The 22126-nt window shown below is 63.2% G+C and carries 33 protein-coding genes and 1 tRNA gene; 22 read left to right on the top strand and 12 right to left on the bottom strand.

Going from position 1 to position 22126, the window contains the following annotated elements; translation table 11 throughout:
• Positions 1–33: 33 nt before the first annotated feature.
• Complete coding sequence (locus ABIB80_RS20395) at positions 34–330, bottom strand: HU family DNA-binding protein (RefSeq protein ID WP_007591377.1); 297 nt, start codon at positions 328–330, stop codon at positions 34–36.
• A gap of 408 nt (positions 331–738) precedes the next feature.
• On the opposite strand from ABIB80_RS20395, the gene ABIB80_RS20390 reads away from it, so the two are divergent.
• From ABIB80_RS20390 to ABIB80_RS20365, 6 genes are all read left to right on the top strand, one after another.
• Positions 739–924, top strand: coding sequence for a hypothetical protein (locus ABIB80_RS20390; protein ID WP_007591378.1), 186 nt, complete (start codon positions 739–741; stop codon positions 922–924).
• Positions 925–1169: 245 nt separating this feature from the next.
• On the top strand, positions 1170–1472 hold the full coding sequence (locus ABIB80_RS20385; protein ID WP_219680230.1) for a hypothetical protein: 303 nt from the start codon (positions 1170–1172) through the stop codon (positions 1470–1472).
• Between the two features lie 176 nt (positions 1473–1648).
• Complete coding sequence (locus ABIB80_RS20380) at positions 1649–1921, top strand: hypothetical protein (protein ID WP_007591383.1); 273 nt, start codon at positions 1649–1651, stop codon at positions 1919–1921.
• A gap of 186 nt (positions 1922–2107) precedes the next feature.
• Complete coding sequence (locus ABIB80_RS20375; RefSeq protein WP_007591393.1) at positions 2108–2284, top strand: hypothetical protein; 177 nt, start codon at positions 2108–2110, stop codon at positions 2282–2284.
• A gap of 498 nt (positions 2285–2782) precedes the next feature.
• Entirely contained in the window at positions 2783–3805 is a 1023-nt protein-coding gene (locus ABIB80_RS20370; RefSeq protein WP_311985791.1) for an acyltransferase family protein, read from the top strand.
• Between the two features lie 132 nt (positions 3806–3937).
• A complete protein-coding gene (locus tag ABIB80_RS20365; RefSeq protein ID WP_219680320.1) occupies positions 3938–4129 on the top strand; it encodes a DUF3072 domain-containing protein in 192 nt (63 codons plus the stop codon).
• A 27-nt stretch (positions 4130–4156) separates the two neighbouring features.
• Here the strand turns inward: ABIB80_RS20365 and ABIB80_RS20360 are convergent, their stop codons facing one another.
• From ABIB80_RS20360 to ABIB80_RS20350, 3 genes are all read right to left on the bottom strand, one after another.
• Positions 4157–4426, bottom strand: coding sequence for a hypothetical protein (locus tag ABIB80_RS20360; protein WP_219680235.1), 270 nt, complete (start codon positions 4424–4426; stop codon positions 4157–4159).
• A gap of 5 nt (positions 4427–4431) precedes the next feature.
• Complete coding sequence (locus ABIB80_RS20355; protein ID WP_245285858.1) at positions 4432–4674, bottom strand: hypothetical protein; 243 nt, start codon at positions 4672–4674, stop codon at positions 4432–4434.
• A gap of 116 nt (positions 4675–4790) precedes the next feature.
• Complete coding sequence (locus ABIB80_RS20350) at positions 4791–5030, bottom strand: hypothetical protein (protein WP_007591404.1); 240 nt, start codon at positions 5028–5030, stop codon at positions 4791–4793.
• 180 nt (positions 5031–5210) lie between these two features.
• On the opposite strand from ABIB80_RS20350, the gene ABIB80_RS20345 reads away from it, so the two are divergent.
• The 5 genes from ABIB80_RS20345 to ABIB80_RS20325 all read left to right on the top strand — a co-directional run bounded on the left by ABIB80_RS20345 (position 5211) and on the right by ABIB80_RS20325 (position 7848).
• The gene (locus ABIB80_RS20345) at positions 5211–5465 is read left to right on the top strand and encodes a hypothetical protein (RefSeq protein WP_007591405.1); all 255 of its coding nucleotides are present in this window, start codon (positions 5211–5213) and stop codon (positions 5463–5465) included.
• A 280-nt stretch (positions 5466–5745) separates the two neighbouring features.
• Complete coding sequence (locus ABIB80_RS20340) at positions 5746–6144, top strand: VOC family protein (RefSeq protein ID WP_007591406.1); 399 nt, start codon at positions 5746–5748, stop codon at positions 6142–6144.
• A 224-nt stretch (positions 6145–6368) separates the two neighbouring features.
• Entirely contained in the window at positions 6369–6821 is a 453-nt protein-coding gene (locus ABIB80_RS20335; RefSeq protein ID WP_219680237.1) for a VOC family protein, read from the top strand.
• Complete coding sequence (locus ABIB80_RS20330; protein WP_157158543.1) at positions 6788–6970, top strand: hypothetical protein; 183 nt, start codon at positions 6788–6790, stop codon at positions 6968–6970. The genes ABIB80_RS20335 and ABIB80_RS20330 overlap by 34 nt, the downstream gene beginning before the upstream one ends.
• A gap of 239 nt (positions 6971–7209) precedes the next feature.
• A complete protein-coding gene (locus ABIB80_RS20325; RefSeq protein WP_007591409.1) occupies positions 7210–7848 on the top strand; it encodes a glutathione S-transferase family protein in 639 nt (212 codons plus the stop codon).
• Between the two features lie 108 nt (positions 7849–7956).
• Here the strand turns inward: ABIB80_RS20325 and ABIB80_RS20320 are convergent, their stop codons facing one another.
• From ABIB80_RS20320 to ABIB80_RS20310, 3 genes are read right to left on the bottom strand one after another with little or no spacing between them, the layout of a single operon-like run.
• Positions 7957–8124, bottom strand: coding sequence for a hypothetical protein (locus ABIB80_RS20320; protein ID WP_007591410.1), 168 nt, complete (start codon positions 8122–8124; stop codon positions 7957–7959).
• Between the two features lie 5 nt (positions 8125–8129).
• Positions 8130–8375 carry a hypothetical protein gene (locus tag ABIB80_RS20315; RefSeq protein WP_007591413.1) on the bottom strand — a complete coding sequence of 82 codons (246 nt, stop codon included), beginning with the start codon at positions 8373–8375 and terminating at the stop codon, positions 8130–8132.
• Positions 8376–8423: 48 nt separating this feature from the next.
• Positions 8424–8678 carry a PilZ domain-containing protein gene (locus ABIB80_RS20310; RefSeq protein ID WP_007610106.1) on the bottom strand — a complete coding sequence of 85 codons (255 nt, stop codon included), beginning with the start codon at positions 8676–8678 and terminating at the stop codon, positions 8424–8426.
• Between the two features lie 225 nt (positions 8679–8903).
• Here ABIB80_RS20310 and ABIB80_RS20305 point away from each other — a divergent pair.
• From ABIB80_RS20305 to ABIB80_RS20275, 7 genes are all read left to right on the top strand, one after another.
• Positions 8904–8978, top strand: a tRNA-Glu gene (locus ABIB80_RS20305).
• A 103-nt stretch (positions 8979–9081) separates the two neighbouring features.
• The gene (locus ABIB80_RS20300) at positions 9082–9723 is read left to right on the top strand and encodes a hypothetical protein (RefSeq protein WP_219680240.1); all 642 of its coding nucleotides are present in this window, start codon (positions 9082–9084) and stop codon (positions 9721–9723) included.
• Between the two features lie 164 nt (positions 9724–9887).
• Positions 9888–10514 (top strand): pilus assembly protein PilZ, encoded by a 627-nt coding sequence (locus ABIB80_RS20295; protein ID WP_007591418.1) that lies wholly within the window; start codon positions 9888–9890, stop codon positions 10512–10514.
• A 104-nt stretch (positions 10515–10618) separates the two neighbouring features.
• Entirely contained in the window at positions 10619–10876 is a 258-nt protein-coding gene (locus ABIB80_RS20290) for a hypothetical protein (protein ID WP_007591419.1), read from the top strand.
• A 563-nt stretch (positions 10877–11439) separates the two neighbouring features.
• The gene (locus ABIB80_RS20285; protein WP_007591420.1) at positions 11440–12480 is read left to right on the top strand and encodes a PrsW family glutamic-type intramembrane protease; all 1041 of its coding nucleotides are present in this window, start codon (positions 11440–11442) and stop codon (positions 12478–12480) included.
• Positions 12481–12554: 74 nt separating this feature from the next.
• Positions 12555–13133, top strand: a complete 579-nt coding sequence (locus tag ABIB80_RS20280; RefSeq protein ID WP_007591421.1) for an HdeD family acid-resistance protein — start codon at positions 12555–12557, stop codon at positions 13131–13133.
• Between the two features lie 235 nt (positions 13134–13368).
• Entirely contained in the window at positions 13369–14454 is a 1086-nt protein-coding gene (locus tag ABIB80_RS20275) for a 3-deoxy-7-phosphoheptulonate synthase (protein WP_007591423.1), read from the top strand.
• 54 nt (positions 14455–14508) lie between these two features.
• Here ABIB80_RS20275 and ABIB80_RS20270 read toward each other — a convergent pair whose 3' ends face one another.
• Genes ABIB80_RS20270 through epmA form a run of 3 tightly spaced genes read right to left on the bottom strand, consistent with a single transcriptional unit; the run spans position 14509 to position 16963 of the window.
• Entirely contained in the window at positions 14509–14763 is a 255-nt protein-coding gene (locus ABIB80_RS20270; RefSeq protein ID WP_007591425.1) for a hypothetical protein, read from the bottom strand.
• Positions 14764–14807: 44 nt separating this feature from the next.
• Positions 14808–15902, bottom strand: coding sequence for a lysine-2,3-aminomutase-like protein (locus ABIB80_RS20265; protein WP_035992751.1), 1095 nt, complete (start codon positions 15900–15902; stop codon positions 14808–14810).
• The gene (gene epmA / locus ABIB80_RS20260; RefSeq protein ID WP_354128185.1) at positions 15899–16963 is read right to left on the bottom strand and encodes an EF-P lysine aminoacylase EpmA; all 1065 of its coding nucleotides are present in this window, start codon (positions 16961–16963) and stop codon (positions 15899–15901) included. The genes ABIB80_RS20265 and epmA overlap by 4 nt, the downstream gene beginning before the upstream one ends.
• 162 nt (positions 16964–17125) lie before the next feature.
• On the opposite strand from epmA, the gene efp reads away from it, so the two are divergent.
• The 3 genes from efp (at position 17126) to ABIB80_RS20245 (ending at position 20427) form a co-directional block, all read left to right on the top strand.
• Entirely contained in the window at positions 17126–17692 is a 567-nt protein-coding gene (gene efp, locus ABIB80_RS20255) for an elongation factor P (protein WP_007591435.1), read from the top strand.
• Positions 17693–17715: 23 nt separating this feature from the next.
• The gene (locus tag ABIB80_RS20250; protein WP_354128184.1) at positions 17716–19338 is read left to right on the top strand and encodes a M23 family metallopeptidase; all 1623 of its coding nucleotides are present in this window, start codon (positions 17716–17718) and stop codon (positions 19336–19338) included.
• Between the two features lie 180 nt (positions 19339–19518).
• Positions 19519–20427: an amino acid ABC transporter substrate-binding protein gene (locus ABIB80_RS20245; RefSeq protein WP_354128183.1), complete on the top strand. Its 909-nt coding sequence runs from the start codon at positions 19519–19521 to the stop codon at positions 20425–20427.
• Positions 20428–20527: 100 nt separating this feature from the next.
• Here ABIB80_RS20245 and ABIB80_RS20240 read toward each other — a convergent pair whose 3' ends face one another.
• Together ABIB80_RS20240 and ABIB80_RS20235 are read right to left on the bottom strand one after the other, a co-directional pair.
• On the bottom strand, positions 20528–21031 hold the full coding sequence (locus ABIB80_RS20240; RefSeq protein WP_007591444.1) for a cupin domain-containing protein: 504 nt from the start codon (positions 21029–21031) through the stop codon (positions 20528–20530).
• Between the two features lie 21 nt (positions 21032–21052).
• Positions 21053–21532, bottom strand: coding sequence for a carboxymuconolactone decarboxylase family protein (locus ABIB80_RS20235; protein WP_354128182.1), 480 nt, complete (start codon positions 21530–21532; stop codon positions 21053–21055).
• A gap of 54 nt (positions 21533–21586) precedes the next feature.
• Here ABIB80_RS20235 and ABIB80_RS20230 point away from each other — a divergent pair, with 54 nt between their 5' ends.
• On the top strand, positions 21587–22108 hold the full coding sequence (locus ABIB80_RS20230; RefSeq protein WP_007591456.1) for a MarR family winged helix-turn-helix transcriptional regulator: 522 nt from the start codon (positions 21587–21589) through the stop codon (positions 22106–22108).
• Positions 22109–22126 lie beyond the last annotated feature (18 nt).

The raw sequence follows: 22126 nt of genomic DNA, 5'->3' as shown, positions 1-22126 counted from the left end.
GCCGCAACGAAAATGCGAACCCTTAGCGAGCCCTTAGACGGAGTCCTTGGCCACCTTCAGCGGCGAGGCCTTCACCGACTTGCTCGCCGGTTTCGCCGCGAACTGCATCGGCTCCTTGGTGAAGGGATTGACGCCCATGCGGGCTTCTGTCGCCGGCTTGTTCACCACCGACATCTTCACGAAGCCGGGAATGACGAACTCGCCGGACTCGTTGAGCTCCTTGTAGCCAACGGTCGCCATGTACTCGATGACCGACTTCACGTCGTTCTTCGACAGCTGCGTGCCCTCGGCAATTGCATCAATCAACTGAGTCTTGGTCATCTTCGCCATGTCTGAATTTCCTTCTGTGCGCGCGAGCAGGCTTTGCTCAGGACGCGGTCCAACCGCGCAACGCGCTTCTGATTCATGCCAACTTTCATGAAGTGACGGGGCTTAGAACCCATCGACGCCCAAAACGCAAGCAGGGGTTCTGCGGGGGGCCGGACGCCGTGGGAACGATGCCGCAGCCTTCGCCGTTTTCGCGTTGAACCATTTTCTCCCGGAGGCGTCTAACTCTTTGAAGTCCCCAAGCTTCACCCCCATCGGAGAGCCCCGCTTCCCCCAGGCGGGGCTTTCGCCTTTTCGGGGACCTGGCCGCGCAAAGCCGATCAGGCTGGCCCCCGAGGTCTGCGCCCGGGCCACACCGGTGACCGTCACAAGGCAGGTTCTCTTTTCCGGCCATCTCCTGCATAATGCGGCATGGCAAAAACAAAAGTGACCTTCAAAACCGTCCGCATTGCAGACAACGACTGGAAAATCCTGGCGGATTACCCGGACAGCGAACAGCGCGAAATCAAGGGCTTCACCAGCAAGGCAGACGCCGACGACTGGATCAACGGCGACCGCAAGATCGCGTGGCTCCGCTCCCAGGGATACGCCAAGTAAAGCGCGCATAAGTCACGCGTGTATCGCGTGACGCCCGTATGGGTACGAGGCGCGCTTCGTCCCTCCCCGCTCCAGATGTCCTTCCCGTGCCGGCGCATCGCCGAGCAGGCGGCAACGCCCGCGCGTCTATCGGCCTGACGGGGGCGCCTGGTCGATAAACCTGTGGCTGGGCATAGGCCGTTGAGACTTCAGTAACCTAACGCCTCCAAGCTCCTCTCAGTATCGTTGCGTTGGAGTACCCCACAGTGTTGGATTTTAACGAGCTGCGTGAACTCGCGGCCGATGTTCGCGTGTTCGTCGAAATTGCCGAAGACAAGGCCGAAGCGCTTCGGGCCGTCATCACGGCTTATGACGTGGTGCTCGCGATCTTCCCGTCCGGAGAGGGCATGGGCCTCCACGTCATCAAGGGCGGCGAGATCCTGGACCGGATTGCAAACTCACGAACCCATGCGAGCTACAGCCACACGGCCATTGCGGTTCCCGACCTGGAGCATGCGGAAGTGCTCAAGCACCTGACGGGCCCGACCGACCAGCGGCTTGCGGCGTAGGGCGTTTTCAAGTTCGCGCGAAGAAAACGCGTCACAACAATCCGGAGCGGTTCTGAGTCAATCAGAACCGAAAGTACCCTCGTTGCAGACGAGAATTTTTGCACTCCGGAACACCTTGTTTTAGGAACACGGTTTCTGCGCTCCCGTTGGCCCACACAACCAACCAGGAGTTTGAGATGAAGAAGCTCGTCATTGCGACCGCCGCCCTCGGCCTCATGTGCGGCTCCGCCTTTGCGCAGAACCAGACCGGCCCCGCCGCGCAGACCGACAACATGCAGAAGCCCGGTATGACCAACACGGACAAGGGCACGATGAGGAGCGGCACCACCGGCATGAGCCATGACGGCATGGGCAAGGGCGGAATGGTGAGGCCCGACGCCTCCGGCCAAGGCGGCTCCGGCCCCGGCAGCGACCAGGGCGGCACCAGGACCCGCAGCAACATGAAGTAAGCCGGTTTCCTGTACGGCTTGCTTCCCGGCCGCGTCGCTTCCCACAAGGCGGCGCGGCCATTTCATGACCCATCATGACGCGGATCTTTTTGGAACCTGTCGCCAATGCACGCCTCACAATCGTGCGCGCACCGGAACGGTCAGGTCTCGCCGCGAGTTGCCCCATCTCCAGCAAGGGAGATCGTCATGAGCGTTGAAGGTAAAGTGAAGGAAGGCGCCGGATTCATCAAAGAAGAGATGAACGAACACGGCAAATCCCGCGAGAGCCAGAAGAAGGCCCAGGAAGGTCGCGACTTGCGCAACGAAGGCCGGATCGAAGACGGCAAGCCGCCAAAGACGACCAAGCCCGGCACCGGTCACTAGGGCGTCTCGCGCGAAGCGAAGATCGGTCGCGATAATTCTCTGGCCAGATTTTCGAGAACCGCCTCCGGCAATCGGGGGCGGTTTTTCGATTCACGCGCCGTCGCGTGCGGGACTCTCGCACATGAAGAAACATGTGGCTGGAAGCTCGACTGCGGCCATCCTTCGAGACGCCCGCCTGCGGCGGGCCCTCAGGATGAGGAATGAGTAGGCGGCAGCACTTCAACGGAGACGGATGCAGCTGAGCCTCATCCTGAGGGGGCCGCGAAGCGGTCGTCTCGAAGGATGAGGCGCTTGCTCAGGCGCCGCTGAGAAGCACCCGCATAGCAGGGCAACGCCGTCAATGGTCGTGCCTTCGATGACAGGCTCAGCAAAATGTATCCGCCTTGAGATGCATGTCTCATCGCCAGCGCATCCAGCAGCCATTCTATCGCATCAGCGCAACTGTTCCTTAATGGGTTTCTCGCCTAGATTGCGTATCAATAAACGTGGCGGGGCTTGGTGCGGATCTTCGCGGGTATACAGGCGATGCGCGGGGTCGCTGCGCTGTCGGTGGTCTGCGGACACGCAATCAGTGCGCGACCCGATAGGGTCGGCCCCGAGCTCGCCGAGGGCGCGCTGACGATTCTCGCGAGCGGCGTCGACATCTTCTTCGTGATCTCCGGCTTCATCATCGCGACCACGGCGACGGCACAACACAACCCGCTGGATTTCGCTTTCAGACGGGCCCTCCGAATTTTTCCGCTCTATTGGCTGGTGTTGCTGGCGGCGTTTATCAGCTCTTCCTGGATCGCGCTGGCGCCGGGCGACCGCCCCGCTCTCGACCTCGGAACCATCTTCGCATGGACATATCCGAATTGGTACCTCGGGCCGGCGTGGTCGCTGGCTTTCGAACTGCACTTCTATGTCGCCGTCGCGGTCGTCTTGGCGATCAAGCCGGACCGGCTGTTCGAGATCTTGTTCGCTGGATTCGGCCTGGTCATTCTTGCTCTCGTCTTCGGCCTTGAGTTCGGGATCTACTTTCATCCGCTGGTGCTGGAATTCGGTGCCGGCGTTGTCATCGCCTATCTCCAGAGAAGCGGACGATTGCGCTTTTCGCGCCACTTCCCAGCCGTTTCCGCGGGCCTGTTCGTGGCCGGCTGGTACTGGATTTTCGTGCACGGCGCGATCGACGCGCAGTTCGCGCGCGTCCTGACCTATGGCGTAGGTGCGGGATTGCTGATCCATGCTGTGATCGCTGTCGAGACCGAAGGACGATCCTTCTCACCGATCCTGCAATGGCTCGGCAAGATTTCGTACGCGCTGTATATCGTCCATTATCTGGTGGTGAAATGGATCGCCAGCTTTGACGGACTGTGGCGTCTGTCGATCGTCGGGACAATCATCGCCGGCATCCTGCTCTCCATCGGTCTCGCCGCCGCCTTGCATGTCGCGGTTGAGGCACCGATCCTCGATTGGGGGCGCAAGGCAAGTCGCAAGATAGGTCTCATGCGCAGACGCCGATCGCTGCCGGCCGTTCCGTGATCATCTCCCGACGCTGAATCGGGGCAAGTGCGGCCCTTGCTGCGTCATGGGTCAGCCACGAACAAATAAGGAACAAAAGGCGTCAGCCGGCATTGAACCTGAAAAGGAGAGATCGCCGTGACTGACAACAAGATGGCGGACAACACCCAAAAGGATCCGAAGGATTGGGTCTCCGGCGACGACCCGATGACCGGTGCCCAGGAATCTTACCTCAAGACCCTCGCCGAGCAGGCCCACAAGGAGCTGCCCAAGAAGGATCTGACCAAGGCAGAGGCCTCAGAGCTAATCGATACGATGCGGCAGAAGGCCGGGCTCGAGAAGTAGATATCTGGCATCACCGTCATTGTCAGGTCACTTCGGCGAACCGCGAATTGCCAGCTTGACGACCGTGAGGACGACGAAGGCGGGCGCCCCGTAAACGATGGCATTCACGGCCCAAGTGATGGCGATGCCCAGGAAAACGGAACTGCCGACAGCTCCCCAGAAAAGATAAGCTGCGGATATGCCCGGCATCTCCCATGCCATCACAGCGATGGAGTAGTCGGTGAGCTGCTCCATGACGAGCAGCACCGTCGAGACGGGCGCCCCGATTGCCAGTGCGGGGATGAGAACGGATTTCATTGTCTTCAAAGGCCCAACAGCCCCATCAGTATCGGAATCATAAAAAAGGCTGCCAGGCCGAGGAGGCCTCCTACGGCAACCTTCACCCAACGCCGTTGGATTTTCGGCTCGAGCCATGTCGCCAGTTTGACCCAGAGCGCATACGCCCATCCAGCAACAATCGAGCGGATAAGTGCGAACAGAAGCTCGCCTAGAATATTGGCCATGGCGGTTAGTCGCGTCATCTCCGCGAGGAGTTCATCTGCCAACGGCTAAACAAGCCTGTCCACCCGTGAGTGAGGTGGCCAAATTCCGCGGTTTTGGATCACCGTTCTGAGGGCCCGGTTAGCGCTGTGGAGGTGCTTCGCGTGAAGGGGCTCGTCTTCTAGCGCTTGATCTTCTGCGCACTCCCGCTCTTGCACATAGCAAGACTATTCCAGCGGCGCGCAGAGGCATCGGCACCGTCACCGTTGAAACCGCCCTTCGCTTCCTCGGCTTTGCAGCAGGCTTGCGAGAAGCCAGCCTGCAGGCAGAGCGTCATGCTGCCCGCAGCCTTTGCCGTGTCCGGAGCCGCACACCACGGCGCCACGAGTGAAGCAACCAAAAGTGCCGTTCTAAAACGCATCAATATCTCCCGGGAGCTTGCAATTGAGTCCCCCTTCGGTCGACCGGCGCGACGCCCCGACCTCCAGCGACCTGAAGAGTCTCCAACGATCGACTATCTGGAAAGTTGAGCGTTCTGACAACAGCGCCTTGTAGCTTTGTTTACGGCGGCTATTGTACAGGCGCTTCATTGGGAGATTTCATGAAAACAATTATCGCTGTTTCCGCATTGCTGCTGTCAACAATCGGCGCCCACGCCGCCTCGAACAGCACCCCTCATGCGCTCGATTGCATGGCAAAGAACGGCTTCACGCGTGACATGTGGGTTGCGAAGCGAGCCGGGACCAACGCCCAGGTTCAGTCCTACATCGCCTGCCGCGACGGCATCTCGGTTGAGAAGGCCAGAGCTGTCGGTAAGAAGGACGGCAACTTCGATACCTGGACGCCCAAGCGTTGAGTCATCACGGGGCCCGTCTTCCTTGGAGGCTGGGCTTAGGCCTCGAACGAACTGGCGCGCTGCCCATGTGACTCTAAAATTGCGGTGACGGTGCAGTCCAGCCCTTTCACCGGGATCATCGTGTCTCACTTGAGGCGCAGTCCAGCATTGCCATCGCAATTCATGCCCGTAGTTCGCGCGCTCGGCACGGCATCGTGACTGCTGACATCAGGGTGGCAGCAGCGGTGTGCGACGAGCCCCGCGATGCCGCTCAAATCTGCGGTCAACCAAAGGACATGCCATGAAGTTCGCCTCCACTCGCCTGATCGCCTCCGACATCAACATCATGGTCTCGTTCTATGAAATGGTCACCGGAGTTTCCGCCGAATGGCTCGCGCCGGTGTTCGCCAAGATCGTAACGCCGGGCGCCAACCTGGCAATCGGCGCTGCCGAGACGGTCGCGCTCTGGCAAGAAAACAGTGCCGAGCCCGGCGCAAACCGCACCGCCGTGATCGAGTTTCAGGTTGAAGACATCGATGCGGAGTATGAGCGCCTGAAAGACAAGGTCACCCTGGTTCATGAGCTGAAAACGATGCCATGGGGCAACAAGACGTTCCAGTTTCGTGACCCCGAAGGCACCGCAGTATCGCTCTTCATGCCGCCGATCGAGCAGGCCGGAAAGCGCCTCGCGGCGCAATAGGCCGCGGCAGCAGACCGGCCCGCATACGTTGCCGGTGGCGCGTGTGCGGCACTGGATTTGCGGTGAAAGTGCATTGAAGTCGCCGGCTGATTTGCTTCATCAGCGGGCTTCACCCTCACGCACACGTGCACCCACCCTTTGCCCCTCCCCCCAATTTCCTGCTATCTCCTTCTCCGCCGTCTCGGCCCAAAGCAAAACCCCATCCGTTCAAGGGAGCAACAACCATGCGATACCTCCACACCATGCTGCGCGTGCGCAATCTCGATGTCGCGCTGAAGTTTTACCAGGATGCGTTGGGGCTCAAGGAGGTGCGGCGGATCGAGAACGACAAGGGGCGTTTCACGCTGGTGTTCCTGTGCTCGTCGGACGATCTCGAGGCGCTCAAGAAGCAGCCATCGAGCCGCGGCGCGCCGCTGGTCGAGCTCACCTGGAATTGGGACGAGGAAAAATATGGCGAGGATCGCTTCTTCGGCCATCTCGCCTATGAGGTCGACGACATCTACGCGACCTGCGAGAAGCTGATGAAGGCGGGCGTCACTATCAACCGCCCGCCGCGCGACGGCAACATGGCCTTCGTCCGCTCGCCGGATCTGCACTCGATCGAGCTGTTGCAGAAGGGCGACCCGAAGCCGCCGCAGGAGCCGTGGTCGTCGATGCCGAACACCGGCCATTGGTAGGCTCGCCGCTGGAACAAGCCCGTGCCAGCAGCGTTCTCTCTTCGACAATGCAATTGGAGGAGGACGCGATGGGACGCGGAATTTTGTTGTGGATGCTGGGTGTGCCGATCCCGGTGATCATCTTGCTATGGCTGTTCTTCGGCCGCTGATCGCCTGACCAACTTGACCCTGCACGAAAGCTCCGCCTCAGGCGGAGCTTTTTGCATGCGGACCTTTTGCATGAGAGGATCGGCGCAATCGCGCGTCGCTCGCCGCAGTGGATTCCGCTATCACCCGCGCTTGTCGGGTGGAGCGCACGCGTCGTCCGGGACTGACGCTGCCGAAGCACCCCGGATTGCGCTTCGTTCCATCCGGGCTACGACACCAAGAAAAGCTTGGGGAGGATGATGTGCCGGACCAAAAGCTGACGATCTGGGGCCGCGCCAATTCGGTCAACGTGCAGAAGGTGCTGTGGTGCCTCGCCGAGCTCGGCCTGGCTTACGAGCGCATCGACGCCGGCATGGCCTTCGGCAAGACCCGCGAGGCCGACTATCTCGCGATGAACCCCAATGCGCGGATCCCGACGCTGGTCGAGGGCGACTTCACGCTGTGGGAATCCAATTCGATCATGCGCTATCTCTGCCTCGCGCACGGGCGCGGCACGCAAATCTATCCCGAGGCGCCGAAGCTGCGCGCCAGCGTCGACCGCTGGCTCGACTGGACGCTGTCGATGGTGCAGCCGGTCGACCGCCCGGTGTTCTGGGGCCTCGTGCGCACGCCGCCCGCCGAGCGCGACATGATCCAGCTGCAGAAGGATGCGGATGCCGCCGCCGAGGTCTGGGCCATCGCCGACCGTCTGCTCTCCACGCGTCCGTTCATGGACGGCGATGCGTTCACCCTCGCCGACATTGCGATCGGCGCCTATGCGCGGCGCTGGCTCGGCGTCGAGGGCATCACCCGGCCCGCGCAGCCGCATCTGACGCGCTGGCTCGCCGAGCTCGGCAAACGGCCCGGTTTTGCGCAATTTGTGGCACCGCCGATGTCGTGAGCGGTGATGCGGCCTAAACTCCGTTGAGAGCACGATGAATCCGCACTTCGCCGCGCGCCGCCGGGAGGTGGCGGCTACTGTGCATGGGGTTGTTTTCGCGTTTTTTGTTTAAGGCCAGCCGCGCTCGAACAGCAGCACGCAGAAAATCAGCACGAGCGTGACGGCCGCGGTGGCGAGCCGCGCGGTCCAGCTCAGGCCGCGGCCGACCCACCACAGCAGCGCGCAATACATCACGAACGGGACGATGATCTCGGGCCGCATGATGTCCGGCGGCATCGACGTCAGCGCCTGACCGTGGTCTCGATGCTGATCGAGCCGCCGATCTTGACGCAGGTGCCGGTGCTCTCGACCAGATGGAAGCCGCGGCCATAGGCGGCGCAAGAGCCCGCTTTCGCGCTCCCGCCGGCACCCTTCAGCGGCAAGTCCTTGCCGGCCTGTGGGCGCTCCGCAGGCGGGAGACGCAAGGCTTCCGCCGCGGCCGCGGACGTCGTCAGCAACGAGATCAGGATGAGGAGCGGCGCACGCATGCGGGCCGTTCTAGCCCGGACCGGCGCCGCGCGCCATCGGGGGTCGCTTCAGATGAACTTGATGCCGGCCGATTTGCCGCGGCGCCACACCACCTGGCAGCTCCGCCCGGTCCGCGCATCGCGTGCGAATGCCATCCGGATCACGCCCGGGAGCTGGCTCGCATCCTCGTCCAGCGTGATCTTGGCGCCCGTGGCGGAGATGTCCTGGACCAGGCATTGCCGCGCCGCGAACCCGCCCTCGAGCGTGATCCAGGCATGCTGCGACAGCGACTTGCGGGCTGCGCGCTTCTTGGGCGGTGGCATCGGCTTAAATTCTCCCCGTCCAGCGCTAGCTCAGGGAACCTAAGAAACCGTTGAATTTGCCCCGACTGATCCTGGGGCGGGAGGCTATCCACCGGTGCCAAAAGACCGTTCCCGAACGGCTTGCCCAGGGCGCCAAAGGCCATTATAGGTTCGCCCGCTGCAGCCGCCGGGCATGACTCGGGCGGCCAGCGGCCGTGCCGCGAAAAGCGGCGGGGCCCTGGGTTTGCTCCCTTCGTCTATCGGTTAGGACGCCACCCTTTCACGGTGGAGAGAGCGGTTCGATTCCGCTAGGGAGCGCCATCATCCGGACGTTTGGATGACGCGGCGAAATCTGCCGCCCTCGCAATGAACCTCCTTCCCCCTCGCCTCCGACCAATGTCCAGACGGAACCAGATGCAGGCCCATGGCGCAGCATAAATCTCCCTCGGACGACCAGGCCGGGATTGCCTCGCCGGCGCCGCCGCCATGGATCCACCGGACGGCAGCCTACGCGCCGGAACGGCGCGCCAGAATGCTGGAGCACATGGCGCGCGCCAGATCGCTGTCTCGGGCCACGGCTGCGCCGTCGCCTACGGCCGGCACGAACATTCTCGCTGACGCCTACGGCTACGCCGTGCTGTTCGGCATCATCGCACTCCTGTTTCAGTCGCGCGTTCCGCTCTACCTCGGCGCCTTCCTCTTCTTCAGCGATGGCGAGCGCATCGAACTCGCTCTTGGAAAGATCGGCATCCGTATCGAGCCCGGCACGATCGGGCCCGAAATCATCAAGGGCTTCGTATCCCTGTTCGGATGGTTCGCGCTGCTGGCATCGCTGAAAGCGTCCGTTCCCGCGTCGCTCTCGACATGGATGCTTCCGGATACATCGTGGTCCTTCCTCGCCGGAATCGCTCTTTTGTTCGCCATCGTCGAAGCAGTCGCAACGCGCGCGATGCAGCATTCATTGCCGTGGTTCGGATTTGAGAGAAGACCGAGCAGCGTGGCCTGCGCGACGATCAAGCTCGTCATGGCCCTTGGCGTGCTGGCCCTGCTGGTGCTGCTCGGATGACGCGATCGTGAGGTCACGGGACTGATAATCGCGGCGCTATGCCGCCTGTCTCGACCGGCGCATTTACCAAAAATTTACCCCTGCTCGTGAGCGCCGGTATCATTTGCTTAGAATTTGATTGCTACCGTGGAACTACGGAACCCTCCGAACCACGATTGGCGCCCATGTCCGTCGCAGAATTCCTCAGACAGCGTGCCGTGCAAGTCACCGTGAGTGGCAGCTACTCGCTGCCGCGTTGGTACGATTGCGAGGGCAAGCTCCGGACCTTCGCCTGCCGCACCAGCCGCGTCTCGCCGTTCCGCATGATGGTCGACGTTCCCGTGGTCGGCAAAGTCGGCGAGCGCGTGACCTCCTACTTCCAGGACTTTGGCGAATTCCAGTGCACCATCAGCGCGACGCTGAAATCGGGCTTCCTGATGGAGCTCGACATGACGCGGGCCCGGCGCGCCTGGATGTCGGAAAAGCTGACCTGGCTCGAGAAGAAGCAAAAGGACGCCAGTGTCCAGGAGCTGCGGAATGACGCGCGCTTCGTTCCGCAGGTCGCGCACACCTTCCTGACGCTCGCCGACGGCAACACCCATGCCTGCTTCATCATCGACGTCTCCACGGCCGGTGTCGCCATATCCTGCGAATACGATCCGCCAGTGGGAACTCCGCTTGCGGTCGGCGCTTGTGTCGGGCGCGTGATCCGCAAATTCGAAAACGGCTTTGCTGTCAAATTCGCGGAAAAGCAGTCGCGGGACGACGTCGTCCGGCTGATCGTCCGCTCGCCCATGCTGCAATCGGCCTGAACCGCCGGCCTCGCCGCCCTATCGCAGCCCTATTTCGAGATAAGCTTTTGAAGGTCCGCGCCTCGTGCCGGGCATCATTTGCAGACTTGCGATCGGGGGACCGAATGGCAGTCGACAAGATCACGGTCGATAAGATCACCTGGGACAAGGTCGGCCGGGTCACCGAGCCGGGACGCTACATGTACACCTTCGGCTGGCTCACCATCACCGCCGGCGATCTCGATATCTGGAAGCAATACCCGCAGGCAGCGTTCACGCTGATGGCGCAGCATTCCGAGCCGGACGCGTCCATCGGCGAGGAATTCCATCTCGGCGCTTTCGACGTGGCGCCCGACGCACCGCCGCCGTTCACCACGCATTGAGTCAAAGCGGGCTTGGGAGCGGCAGCCCTGCACGTGGTGCAGGCCGGGAAGGAACGCGGTGGCATAGCGGTTGCTTTATCATTGCCATGACCCACATCCCCGCCGTCGATCAGGCCTTCCTGCTGTTGCTCATCGTGCTCTGCCTCGGCACGTGCCTCATACGCGCCTTCTGGGAGGTGGAGCAACTCCGGGCCCGCCGGACCGCGTCGCCATCCCGCGCGACCAGGCGTGACTAGGCCGTCGCCCGGCCGTGCATAGCCCGCACGGGGCAATCCCGGCTCTGGACTTGCCGCGGCGACACGTTCATCGTGAATCGAAGAAACCTGCACATTGCCTTGATCTGACTTACCAATCGCGATCCGATGACAGGCGCGCGACCGTTGTCAGAAATGACGAGGTGGTTCTGTCATGCGATTGATTGCGCTCCATATTCTACACCTCGGCGACCGTCCTGATGAACGTAGGCTGTCGCGCTTGTTAAGCGACGCGACAGCAAGCGCATGACACAAGGTCGCATCGGGCAATGTGGATAAGCGGATCAAGGGAACCTATTTTCGGCGCCGATGTACCTGATTGAAGCTTTACCCACCGTCATCGGAACGGCCGCCATTGCCCCGGCGCTGCTGATGCTGTGGCTTGTCATTGCCGCCGAGGAACGCCCGGGACCGCCGGCCCAGGTCTGGACCGCGTTCCTGCTCGGCGCGGCCAGCATTTCGCTGCTGGGCCTGGCCCGCGCCCCTTTCGCCAAAATGGTCGCGGCTCCGGACAACCCGTGGGCGGCGCTGGCCATGCATTCGATCTTCGGCGTCGCGCTGCCGGAGGAAGCGGTCAAGGTGATCGCGATCGTGCTGGTCGCCTCGACCAAGCGGCGGACCTTCGCCAATCCGATGGACACCGTGGTCTATGGCGCTGCGGTCGGCCTGGGCTTCGCCGCCTACGAGAACCTCGCCTATCTCGTCCAGCACGCGGAGATGTGGCGCTCGCTGGCTGCATTGCGCAGCGTGCTGACCGTGCCATTCCACGGCGCGCTCGGCATCATCGCCGGCGCCTATCTGACCATCGCGCGCGCCGGCACGGCGCTGGGTGCGAACCGCCATCATCGCGACTGGGCCCGTCTCTCCAGCCGGCTGCTGATCTTCGCAGGCCCGCTCGCCCTGCATTCGGCGTTCGACTTCCCGCTGCTCACACTCCAGCGCATGCCGGATCTCGATCCGACGCTGCGGATGTGGTTGGGCGGCGCGAGCCTGCTGATCGGCTTCAGCTCGATCGCCTTCGCCATCCGCCTGGTGCGGCGCGTCGCGCGCCATCACGCGCCCCGGACCGAGGTCGCGCGCGAGCGCCTCAGCCAGCTCCGCCGGATGTGGGCGCTGCTGCTCGCGGGCGGCGGCGTCGGCTTTCTCGGGCTCGCCTTCGTGCTGACCTCAATCCATCACTGGCTCATCAACCCCGAGCGCAATCTGACCCTGGCCCTGATCCCGATCGGCCTGGTCTCGATCCTGCTCGGCCTCGCACTTCTGATCGTCACGACCGCGATCTATGTTCTCGGGCGCAACCGCATCCGCACCAGCGGCGAAGGTTTTTCGTCGGCGCACGGCGGCGGCTGAGCCGCGGGATGGCAAGCGCGGTGTGCACGTACTAGACTGGATCGAGCACACACCTGTCGATCCGGAGCCCGCCCATGACATCGCCTGAGGATTTTTCCCGGCTGCAATCCGCCATGAGCCGGACGGTCAAGGCACATTGGAAGGCCTTCCTGTTCGAAGGCATCCTGCTTGCAGTGCTCGGCGTTGCCGCGTTGATCCTGCCGCCGCTCGCAAGCCTTGCGATTGCGATCTTCCTCGGCTGGATGTTCCTGATCAGCGGCATCGGCGGATTGATCGCCACCTATTGGGCGCGCAGCACGCCGGGCTTCTGGTGGTCGCTGATCTCGGCCGCGCTCGCGGTGCTCGCAGGCATGCTGCTGCTGGCGCGACCGATGCAGGCCGTGCTGACGCTGACCATCGTGCTCGGCGCCTATTTCCTCGCCGAGGGCATCGCCACCATCATGTACGCGCTGGAGCACCGCCGCGAGCCGGGCGGCCGCTGGTCGTGGCTTCTTATCTCGGGCCTCGTCGATATCGCGATCTCGTTCATGGTGATCACGGGATTGCCGAGCTCGGCGGAATGGGCGATCGGCATCCTCGTCGGCATCAACCTGCTGTTCGGTGGCGCCACGCTGATCGGCATGGCGCTGGCGGCACGCAAAAGCAACAGTTGAGGCGCCCCGTGATCCTCACCTCGCTTAGGGGGTGACAACCCGCCGATCGCGCGCTATATGACTGGCCATGATCACCGTCACCACCAGCTTTTATTGGTATTTTAGCTACGACAGCTCGCTGGCGGTGGGAGGATCACGCTCAATCTGACAAATTGCAGCATCTAGTCCGAACAGCCGCCAGACCTGGCGGCTTTTTTATTGGCCGGCAGGGTCTCAAAATGACAAGGAGCCCGCCGTGCTGAGCACGACCGACGATCTTCGTATCCGCGAACTGAAAGAACTGAGCACGCCTGAAGAGGTGATGCGGGAAGTCCCGCGTACGCTCACCGCGACGCGCGTGGTGATGGCGGCACGCAACGCCATCCACGCGATCCTCAATGGCCAGGACGACCGGCTTCTGGTCGTGGTCGGCCCCTGCTCGGTGCATGATCCCAGGGCCGCGCTCGAATACGCCGAGCGCCTCGCGAGCTTGCGCGAAGAGCTTGCCGATCAACTTGAAATCGTGATGCGGGTCTATTTCGAGAAGCCACGCACCACGGTCGGCTGGAAGGGCCTGATCAACGATCCTGATCTGGACGGCAGCTTCGACATCAACAAGGGCCTGCGGCTGGCGCGCAACGTGCTCTCGGCCGTGAATAATCTCGGCCTGCCCGCCGGCACCGAATTCCTCGACATGACGACGCCGCAATACATTGCCGACCTCGTGTCCTGGGCCGCGATCGGCGCGCGCACGACCGAAAGCCAGATCCATCGCGAGCTGGCCTCGGGGCTGTCCTGCCCTGTGGGGTTCAAGAACGGCACCGACGGCAATGTGCGCATCGCGGCGGACGCGGTGAAGTCGGCCTCGAATCCGCATCATTTCATGGCGGTGACCAAGCTCGGCCGCTCGGCGATCGCCTCAACCGCGGGCAACGAGGATTGTCACATCATCCTGCGCGGCGGCAGCACGCCGAATTACAATGCGGCAAGCGTCGCAGCGGCCTGCAACGATCTGGCGAAAGCGAGCGTCGCACCGCTCGTGATGGTCGATGCGAGCCACGCCAATTCGAGCAAGAAGCCGGAAAACCAGCCGCTCGTGACAGCCGACATCGCCGGCCAGATTTCCGGCGGCGAGAACCGCATCATGGGGGTGATGGTCGAGAGCAATCTCGTCGCCGGACGCCAGGACGTGGTGGCGGGGAAGCCGCTCACCTATGGCCAGAGCATCACGGACGGATGCATCGACTGGGCGACCACGGCAACCGTGCTCAAACAGCTCGCTGACGCGGTCGAGATCCGGCGCAACACCAAACGCGCAGGGCTGCACGAGCGCTCCGCCTGACCGAACGATCGCGGGCGGGGTGAGGCTGTCGCACCCTGCCCGCTGCTCCGGCGCCTAGCAGCCGCGGCAGATGCTCTTGATCTTCTTGTCGAGCGCCTGATTTTCCTTGCTGAGGGGATCGTTCGGGTCGCTCAGGTTCTTCTCGCTGGGCACGTCGCCGACGCGCGGCTGGCGATGGCCCACGGGTGCCTGCGGCAGCGATCCGGACGCCGCGCCGCCCGATGTCGATCCCTTCGTGCCGCCGGTCTGCGCGACCGCCGCGCCGCCGAGCAAGACCGCGAGCGATACTGCCACCATGATCTTCTTCATGTCTCTCCCTCCATTCCTCGAGCCAGAATCTCCATCACGACCAATCAGGTCTCGGGCGGATAGAGGTGAACGTCGCCGCAATAATCCACGATACGATAGCGCGTTTCCGATGCCGCATCACCCGCATCAGGTGCGGTATTTTGCATCGGCAACACGTAATTCGGTCCCACCGGCGACTTGCCGGCGCCGCCGGGAATGTCGATGACATAGTCGGGCTGACACAGTCCCGACACCCGTCCGCGCAGCTGCCGCATCAAATCCTGCCCCTCGGCGAGCGTCGTTCGCAGATGCGCCGTGCCGGGCGCGAGATCGCCGTGATGCAGATAATAGGGCTTGATCCGGCATTCGACGAAAGCTCGCATCAAATCCGACAGAGCGGTCGCGTTGTCATTGACGCCGCGCAAAAGCACGGACTGGCTTACCATGGGAATTCCGGCATCGACCAGCCGCGCGCAGGCGGCACGCGCGGGCCCCGTCAGTTCGCGCGCATGGTTGGCATGCAGCGCCACCCAGGTGGTGGCGCCTTCGACCTTGAGCGCCCCGACCATCTCCTCGCTGATGCGCGCGGGCTCGGCCACGGGCACGCGGGTGTGAAGGCGGATGATCTTGACGTGATCGATTCCGGCAAGATCCGCCATGATCTCGCTCATCCGCCGCGGCGACAACATCAGGGGATCGCCCCCGGTCAGGATCACCTCCCAGATCTCGCTGTGCGATCGGATGTAGTCGATCGCGGCGCGATAGGCGCCGTCCGAGAGCGCGTTCTCCTTGCCGGGTCCAACCATCTCGCGGCGGAAGCAGAAGCGGCAATAGACCGCGCAGACGTGAACGAGCTTGAACAGCACACGGTCGGGATAGCGATGCACGATCCCGGGAACCGGCGAGTACGGATGATCGCCGATCGGATCTGCGTTCTCGCCCGGCTGCATCTCGAGCTCCGCGGCAGTCGGAACGAATTGCCGCGCGATGGGATCGTCGGGATCGGACCTGTCGATCAGATCGACCAGCGCCGGCGTGATCGCAACCGCATAGCGTGCGGCAACGCGATCGAGCACCGGCAGCGCTGTGGCTGATACCAGCTGCTCGGCGACAAGTTCGGCCGGCTCGCGCAATGTGCGCGCAAGATTGCTCTTCATCATGTCTCGCTTAACGCTTCATTTGCAGGCGGCGTCCAGACCACCTGATCAATTCGCGATGCGCCGCTCGCCAGCATCACCAGCCGGTCGAAACCGAGCGCGACGCCGCTCGCCTCCGGCATCGCCGCGACCGCGGCCAGAAAGTCCTCGTCCAGCGGATAGGCTTCGCCGTAGCGGCGTTGCTTCTCCGCCATGGATTGCGTGAAGCGCTTGCGCTGCTCCTCGACGTCGGTCAGTTCGCCAAAGCCGTTGGCGAGCTCGACACCGCAGGCGTAGATCTCGAACCGCTCGGCAACGCGGGGATCGCCTGCCTTCACGCGCGCCAGTGCCGCCTCTGGAGATGGGTATTCGAACAGAATGGTCAAATGCCCCTGCCCCAGATGCGGCTCGACATGCTCGACCAGAACCTTGCTGAAGATGTCGGACCAGGTGTCGTCCTCGGCCACACGGACCTTGCCGGCAGCGGCCCGGGCAAGCGCGGCGCGGTCGCCTTCGCCACCGGAAATGGTCGCAAGCAGATCGATTCCCGCAAACTGCTCGAAGGCGCCGGCCACCGTCACAAGTTCAGGCTCGGCGAAGGGATCGGCGGTCCGGCCGCGGAAGGCGAAGGTGCCAATCCCGGTCGCTTGGGCGGCGCGGCCGATGAGGACGACGCAGTCGGCCATGATGGCGTCATAGGGGGCGCCTGCCCGGTACCATTCCAGCATGGTGAATTCGGGCAAATGCAGGTCGCCGCGCTCGCGGTCCCGGAACACCCGGGCGAACTCGAAAATCCGGGTCTCCCCGGCCGCCAGCAGCTTCTTGCAGGCGAATTCCGGCGAAGTCCGCAAATATCGGCTCACACGGCTGCCGTCGGGTCGCACGATCTCGGTCCGGGGGGCGTGCAGGTGGGTCTCGTTGCCCGGAGAGACCTGGAGAACGGAGGTTTCGACCTCGACAAAGCCCTGCTCGGCGAAAAATCCCCGTAGAGCCCCGGTGATTGCTCCCCTGGCCTGCAGGAAGGGCCGGCGGTCGAGATGCCGCGAGGGGGACCAGAACGGCGACATCGGCTTGTCCCCAGCCATTAACCGGCCGTCCCGCAGGCCAGCAAAATGCTGGCATCCAACGGCAAAACCAGTATGTTGCGGCCCGAAACGGGTGCCGCGGTCTGATTTGGGGCCCCAGGTCCCCCATCAATTTGACCACGTCCTGGCCCGAGCCGGGCCAAGCAAGCAGGAAATACAGCTTTGAGAGTCATCGCCAGTTCTATTCGCAAGGGCAACGTGATCGAGCAAGACGGCAAGCTATATGTCGTCGTGACCGCCGAGAACATCCATCCCGGCAAGGGCACCCCGGTCAGCCAGATCGAAATGCGCCGAATCTCGGACGGGGTAAAGATCTCCGAGCGCTACAAGACCACCGACCAGGTCGAGAAGGCCACGATCGAAGAGCGCAACTATACCTTCCTGTACGAAGATGGTGACGGCTATCACTTCATGAACCCGGAGACCTATGACCAGGTCCAGGTCTCCAAGGACGTGATCGGCGACGCGGCGGCCTATCTTCAGGAGAGCATGACGGTCAAGCTGTCGCTGCACGGCGCCAATCCCGTATCGATCGCCCTGCCGCAGCGCGTGACGCTGGAAGTGGTCGAGACGGAGCCCGTGACCAAAGGCCAGACCGCCTCCTCGTCCTACAAGCCCGCCGTGCTCTCGAACGGCCTGCGCACCACGGTGCCGCCGCACATCGCCGTCGGCACCCGAATCGTCGTGATGACCGAAGACGGCTCCTACTCCGAGCGCGCCAAGGACTGACGGGGCCAACGCGAGCGCAACAGGTGCCGCCGGGGGGCGAGACAGTGGTTGGGAAAGGTTTCCGCTTCGTCTCGCAACTTCTGGCGTCGCTTTCGCTCCTCATTGCCTCTCCGCTCACTGCGGATGAATTCCGCAGCCCCTCGCTCACGGCGCTGCGCGTCGATTGGCGCGCGGCGCTCGATCAGCTGCGCACCGAAATCAACGCCCATCCCCGGGTCGCGGACGATTTCATCTTCGCGCCCCGTCGTTCGGTGCCGCGCTATGATCCGCGCACGATGCCGGCGCTGGTGCAGCTCAACGCGATCTCCTCGCAATTCTTCACCGGCATCTCCCGCAGCTCCGTGCCCGTGCTGCTGCCGTTCGACGCTGCTGCGTATTTCGAAGCACGGCACAATGGTGCGCCAGCGACCGTCGCGCTGTCGCGCTACCAGGCCGACTTCAATTCCGTCGACATGTTCGATGCCGGCCCCGCCGGCTACAGCGCGACCTTTTCGTTCGAGCCTGGTACCGGAGACGGCATGCCGAGCCGGGTCTTCGCAAGACCGGTCGAGGTGCAGATCACGGGTTCGGCGCTCGTCTATGACATTGCCGATCCCTCGGGCGGCAAGGGCGAGCCGGTCAAACCGCTCGCAGCGCTCTACCCGGACCTGCGCAAATTCATCCGGGAAGGCTATGTGCGCTACGCTTTCACCCGTTTCGGCGTCGCCTATGTGGTGTCGATCCAATGCCTCGACAGCGTCGCCAAGCCGCGGCGGCTTGCCTGCAAGGAGGCCTATCCGGTCGCCGAGCGCTTCCTGAAGGCGCTGCGCGTGGCGGGCGGCCAGCGCATGCGGCCGCTCACGGACATCGCTTCCAACATTCTCGATCGTCCCGCGGCGCGTTCCCCGGACTTCACCTATCGGCCGAGCGGCGACATCATCCCGAACACCGGTTATCGCAAGCAGGGCGGCCATCCCGACGTGATGGCCTACGCACAGATCCGCTTTCCTCTCGAGAAGGCGCCCGCTTTCGTACACTCGCAATCCTATGCCAAGCGCGACAAGATGGAGAGCACGACCGCTTACCCCTGGCGCGACAATTTCTGCGAATCCCGCAGTTTCGAGGTCTGGCAATGCGGCGGCGGTTATGGCCATCAGGGCGAGGACATCCGCGCGGCTGAGTGCCCATCGCCTGGTGAAGGCCGCCAAGCCTGTGATCCCAAGCAGCGCGCCATCGTCGCCGTGCGCGATGCGAGGGTCATACGCGCTTCCAAGGACCAGGCCGTGACGCTGCAAATCAACAGCCGGACCGAGCACATCCGTTTCCGCTACATGCATATGAACCCGCAGGCGCTGAACGCCGATGGCCTGCTCAATGGTCGCATCGTATCGGAGGGTGAGAAGATCGGCGTGGTCTCGAACTATCTCGATCATCCCGCCGGCACCTCGATGCACCTGCATTTCGACGTGCAGGTGTTCACCCGCGACGGCTGGATCTGGGTCAGTCCTTACGTCACGTTGGTCTCGGCGTACGAGCGTCTGATCCATGCCCGCGGCCGCGAGGTCGGCCCGGAGATCGCCGGCACGCCGCAGCCCGTGGCACATGCGCTGCCGGAGGACGTGCTCAAGCCGGACCTGCGCGAGGGATCGGGCGGCGACGAGAATTGACGCTGCTTGCGCCATCTAGACAGCCAACCAAACTGTCTGATGACGGTCCTATGACAGCGAATTGCACGCACACCGCCTGACCGGCCCGGCCTCCTTATGACGGAGCCTTCTCTGGCCTCGAAATTGTCTGGCCTCAGAATTGCTTTCCTCCCCACGGGTAAACAGGATGAAGGGAAGCACATGCGTTGTCTCACTATAGTGGCCGTTCTGGCCGTCGCGTTCGGCGTGCCGGCTCATGCGCAGGAATTGAGCGGGACCTTGAAGAAGATCAAGGACACCGGCGCGATCACACTCGGCGTGCGCGACAGCGCGGTGCCCTTCAGCTATATCGACGAGAAGCAGAAGACCGTCGGCTACGCCATCGACATCTGCATGAAGATCGTCGAGGAGATCAAGGCCGAGCTCAAGCTGGACAAGCTCGCGGTCAACGAGAACCTGGTCACCTCGTCCAGCCGCATTCCGCTGATGGCGAACGGCACCGTCGATCTCGAATGCGGCTCGACGACCAACAACGCCGATCGCCAGAAACAAGTGTGGTTCACCAACACGCATTTCCTCACGGCGAGCCGCTTCGTGTCCAAGAAGACTTCGAAGCTCGACCAAATCGACGATCTCAAGGGCAACGCCGTCGTCTCGGTCTCGGGCACCACCAACATCACGCAGCTCAACAAGGCCAATGCGGCCCGCTCGCTCGACATCACCGTGATGAACGCAAAGGATGTCCCCGAAGGGTTCCTAATGGTCGAGACCGACCGGGCCGTGGCCTTCGTCATGGACGACATCCAGCTGGCGGCGATGATCGCCTCCTCGAAGGATCCGTCGCTGTACGCGATCAGTACCGGCGCGTTCTCCGATCCGGAGCCTTACGGCATCATGCTGCGCAAGGACGACGCGCCGTTCAAGGCGGTGGTCGATCGCGCGACCGCAAAACTCTACAAGAGCCCGGAGATCGAGCAGATCTACAACAAATGGTTCATGGAGCCGGTGCCGCCGCGCGGCCTGAACTTTCACGTACCCATGCCGGTGTCGATGAAGAAGTCGTTCGAGCATCCGTCGGACAATCCTGATCCAGCATCCTACGGCGGCTGACGAGAGAGCACGCTGGTAACGTAGCCCGGATGAGCGAAGCGACATCCCGGACTCACGCTACGACTGCCCCGGGTGTCGCTTCGCTCACCCGGGCTACGGATCAATCCAGCAACGTCGTGAGTTGCGCGCCCTCGTCCGCCACGAACACCGCGATCAATTCTGCCGGCTCCGTGGTACTCGCATTGGCCGAGACCAGATGGGTCGAGCCGGGCGGCTCGAAGAAGGACTGGCCGACGCCGAACGTCTCGACCGGGCCGCCGCCGAGCTGGGAGCGGATCTCGCCCTTGGTGATGTAGGCGGTGACGGATCCTGCGTGACGATGCGGCCGCGAGAACCCGCCGGGGCCGTAGAACACGCGCACGATCGTGACGCGCTTGCCCGGCACGTTCGGCAGCGCGTAGGAGCCGATCGGCTCGACCTTGTCGAGCGGCGAGCTTTCGGCGGCGGTGGCGCAGAGCGGCGAGAGTGCGCCGGAAATGGTGTCCATCGTCACCGGCAGCGCTTTGCCGATCGCAAGCGCGCAGGCGAGACCGCCGACGACGGCGATCGCCATCGAACGCGATGACGCCGGGCGCGGCGCGGTGGGAAAACTCATTGCTGTCATCATGATCTCCCTTCGTTGCAATCAGGACGCTGCGGCATTGGCTTCGACGGGCCGCGTCGCCGGCGTCCAGCGAAACGCCGCACCAAAACGGTTCCAGACGTTGATCGAGGCGACCGCCGAGGTCAGGTACGTCAGCTCGGTCTCGGAGAATTCACGGCTCGCCTCGGCGTACACGTCTTCGCCGACGCCGTCGGGCAGGCAGGTCAGCGCCTCGGCCCAGGCCAGCGCGGCACGTTCGCGCGCGGAAAAGATCGGCGCCTCGCGCCAGACCACGACCAAATTGAGCTTGTCGACGGGCACGCCGATCCGCTCCGAAAGCAGGATGTGATGCTGCAGGCAGAAGGCGCAGCCGTTGATCTGCGAGGCGCGCAACTTGACCAGCTCGAGAAGCTGCTTGTCGAGGCCGGCGTCCGCCGCAACCCGGCCCAACGCGAGCACCAGATCATAGGCATCGGGCGCAATCCGTTTGAAATCCTCGTATTCGCTGCGGGCATGTGACATTGCCATTCACCTCGTGTTATTATAAGAAGGCTTACATCTTATAAGAGCTCTTATATGTTGCGCAAGTCGCCCAAGATCACGAGATCGAAATCCCGGAGCAAAACCGCCGGCCCTGACGCCGTGCGCCTGCCCGCCCCCGGCGAAGGCAAGCGTGGCGAGCAAGGCTATCTCGGCTATCTCTTGCGCCAGGCCCATGCCGCAGTCCGTCTCACGATGGAGCGGACACTCGCCGATCTCGGCGTGACGCCACCGCAATTCGCGGTGCTGACGATGCTGAATGCCTATCCCGGCCTGTCGGGCGCCGACGTCGCCCGTCTCACCTTCCTGACTCCGCAGACGGTCGGCGTCATCATCCGCAATCTCGAGCGCGACGGCGCGATTGAGATGACACCCCACCCCGTCCACGGCCGCATCCAGCAATGGACGTTGACGTCGCGGGGAGCGACGTTGTTGAAGGCGTGCAGGGAGCGTGTGATCGCGCTGGAGAAGCGTCTGGCCGCGGGATTGGATGCCGGCACCGAGGCGAGTATTCGCCGCTGGCTCGCCGGCATCCCAACTGATCTGCAGGAGGACTAGGCGAGGACCAGGCCAAGT

Source organism: Bradyrhizobium sp. i1.15.2 (genome assembly GCF_040548425.1).
Classification (GTDB): Bacteria; Pseudomonadota; Alphaproteobacteria; order Rhizobiales; family Xanthobacteraceae; genus Bradyrhizobium; species Bradyrhizobium canariense.
Note: the sequence above shows the minus strand (reverse complement) of the source record. Positions and strands in the feature narration are given on the sequence as shown.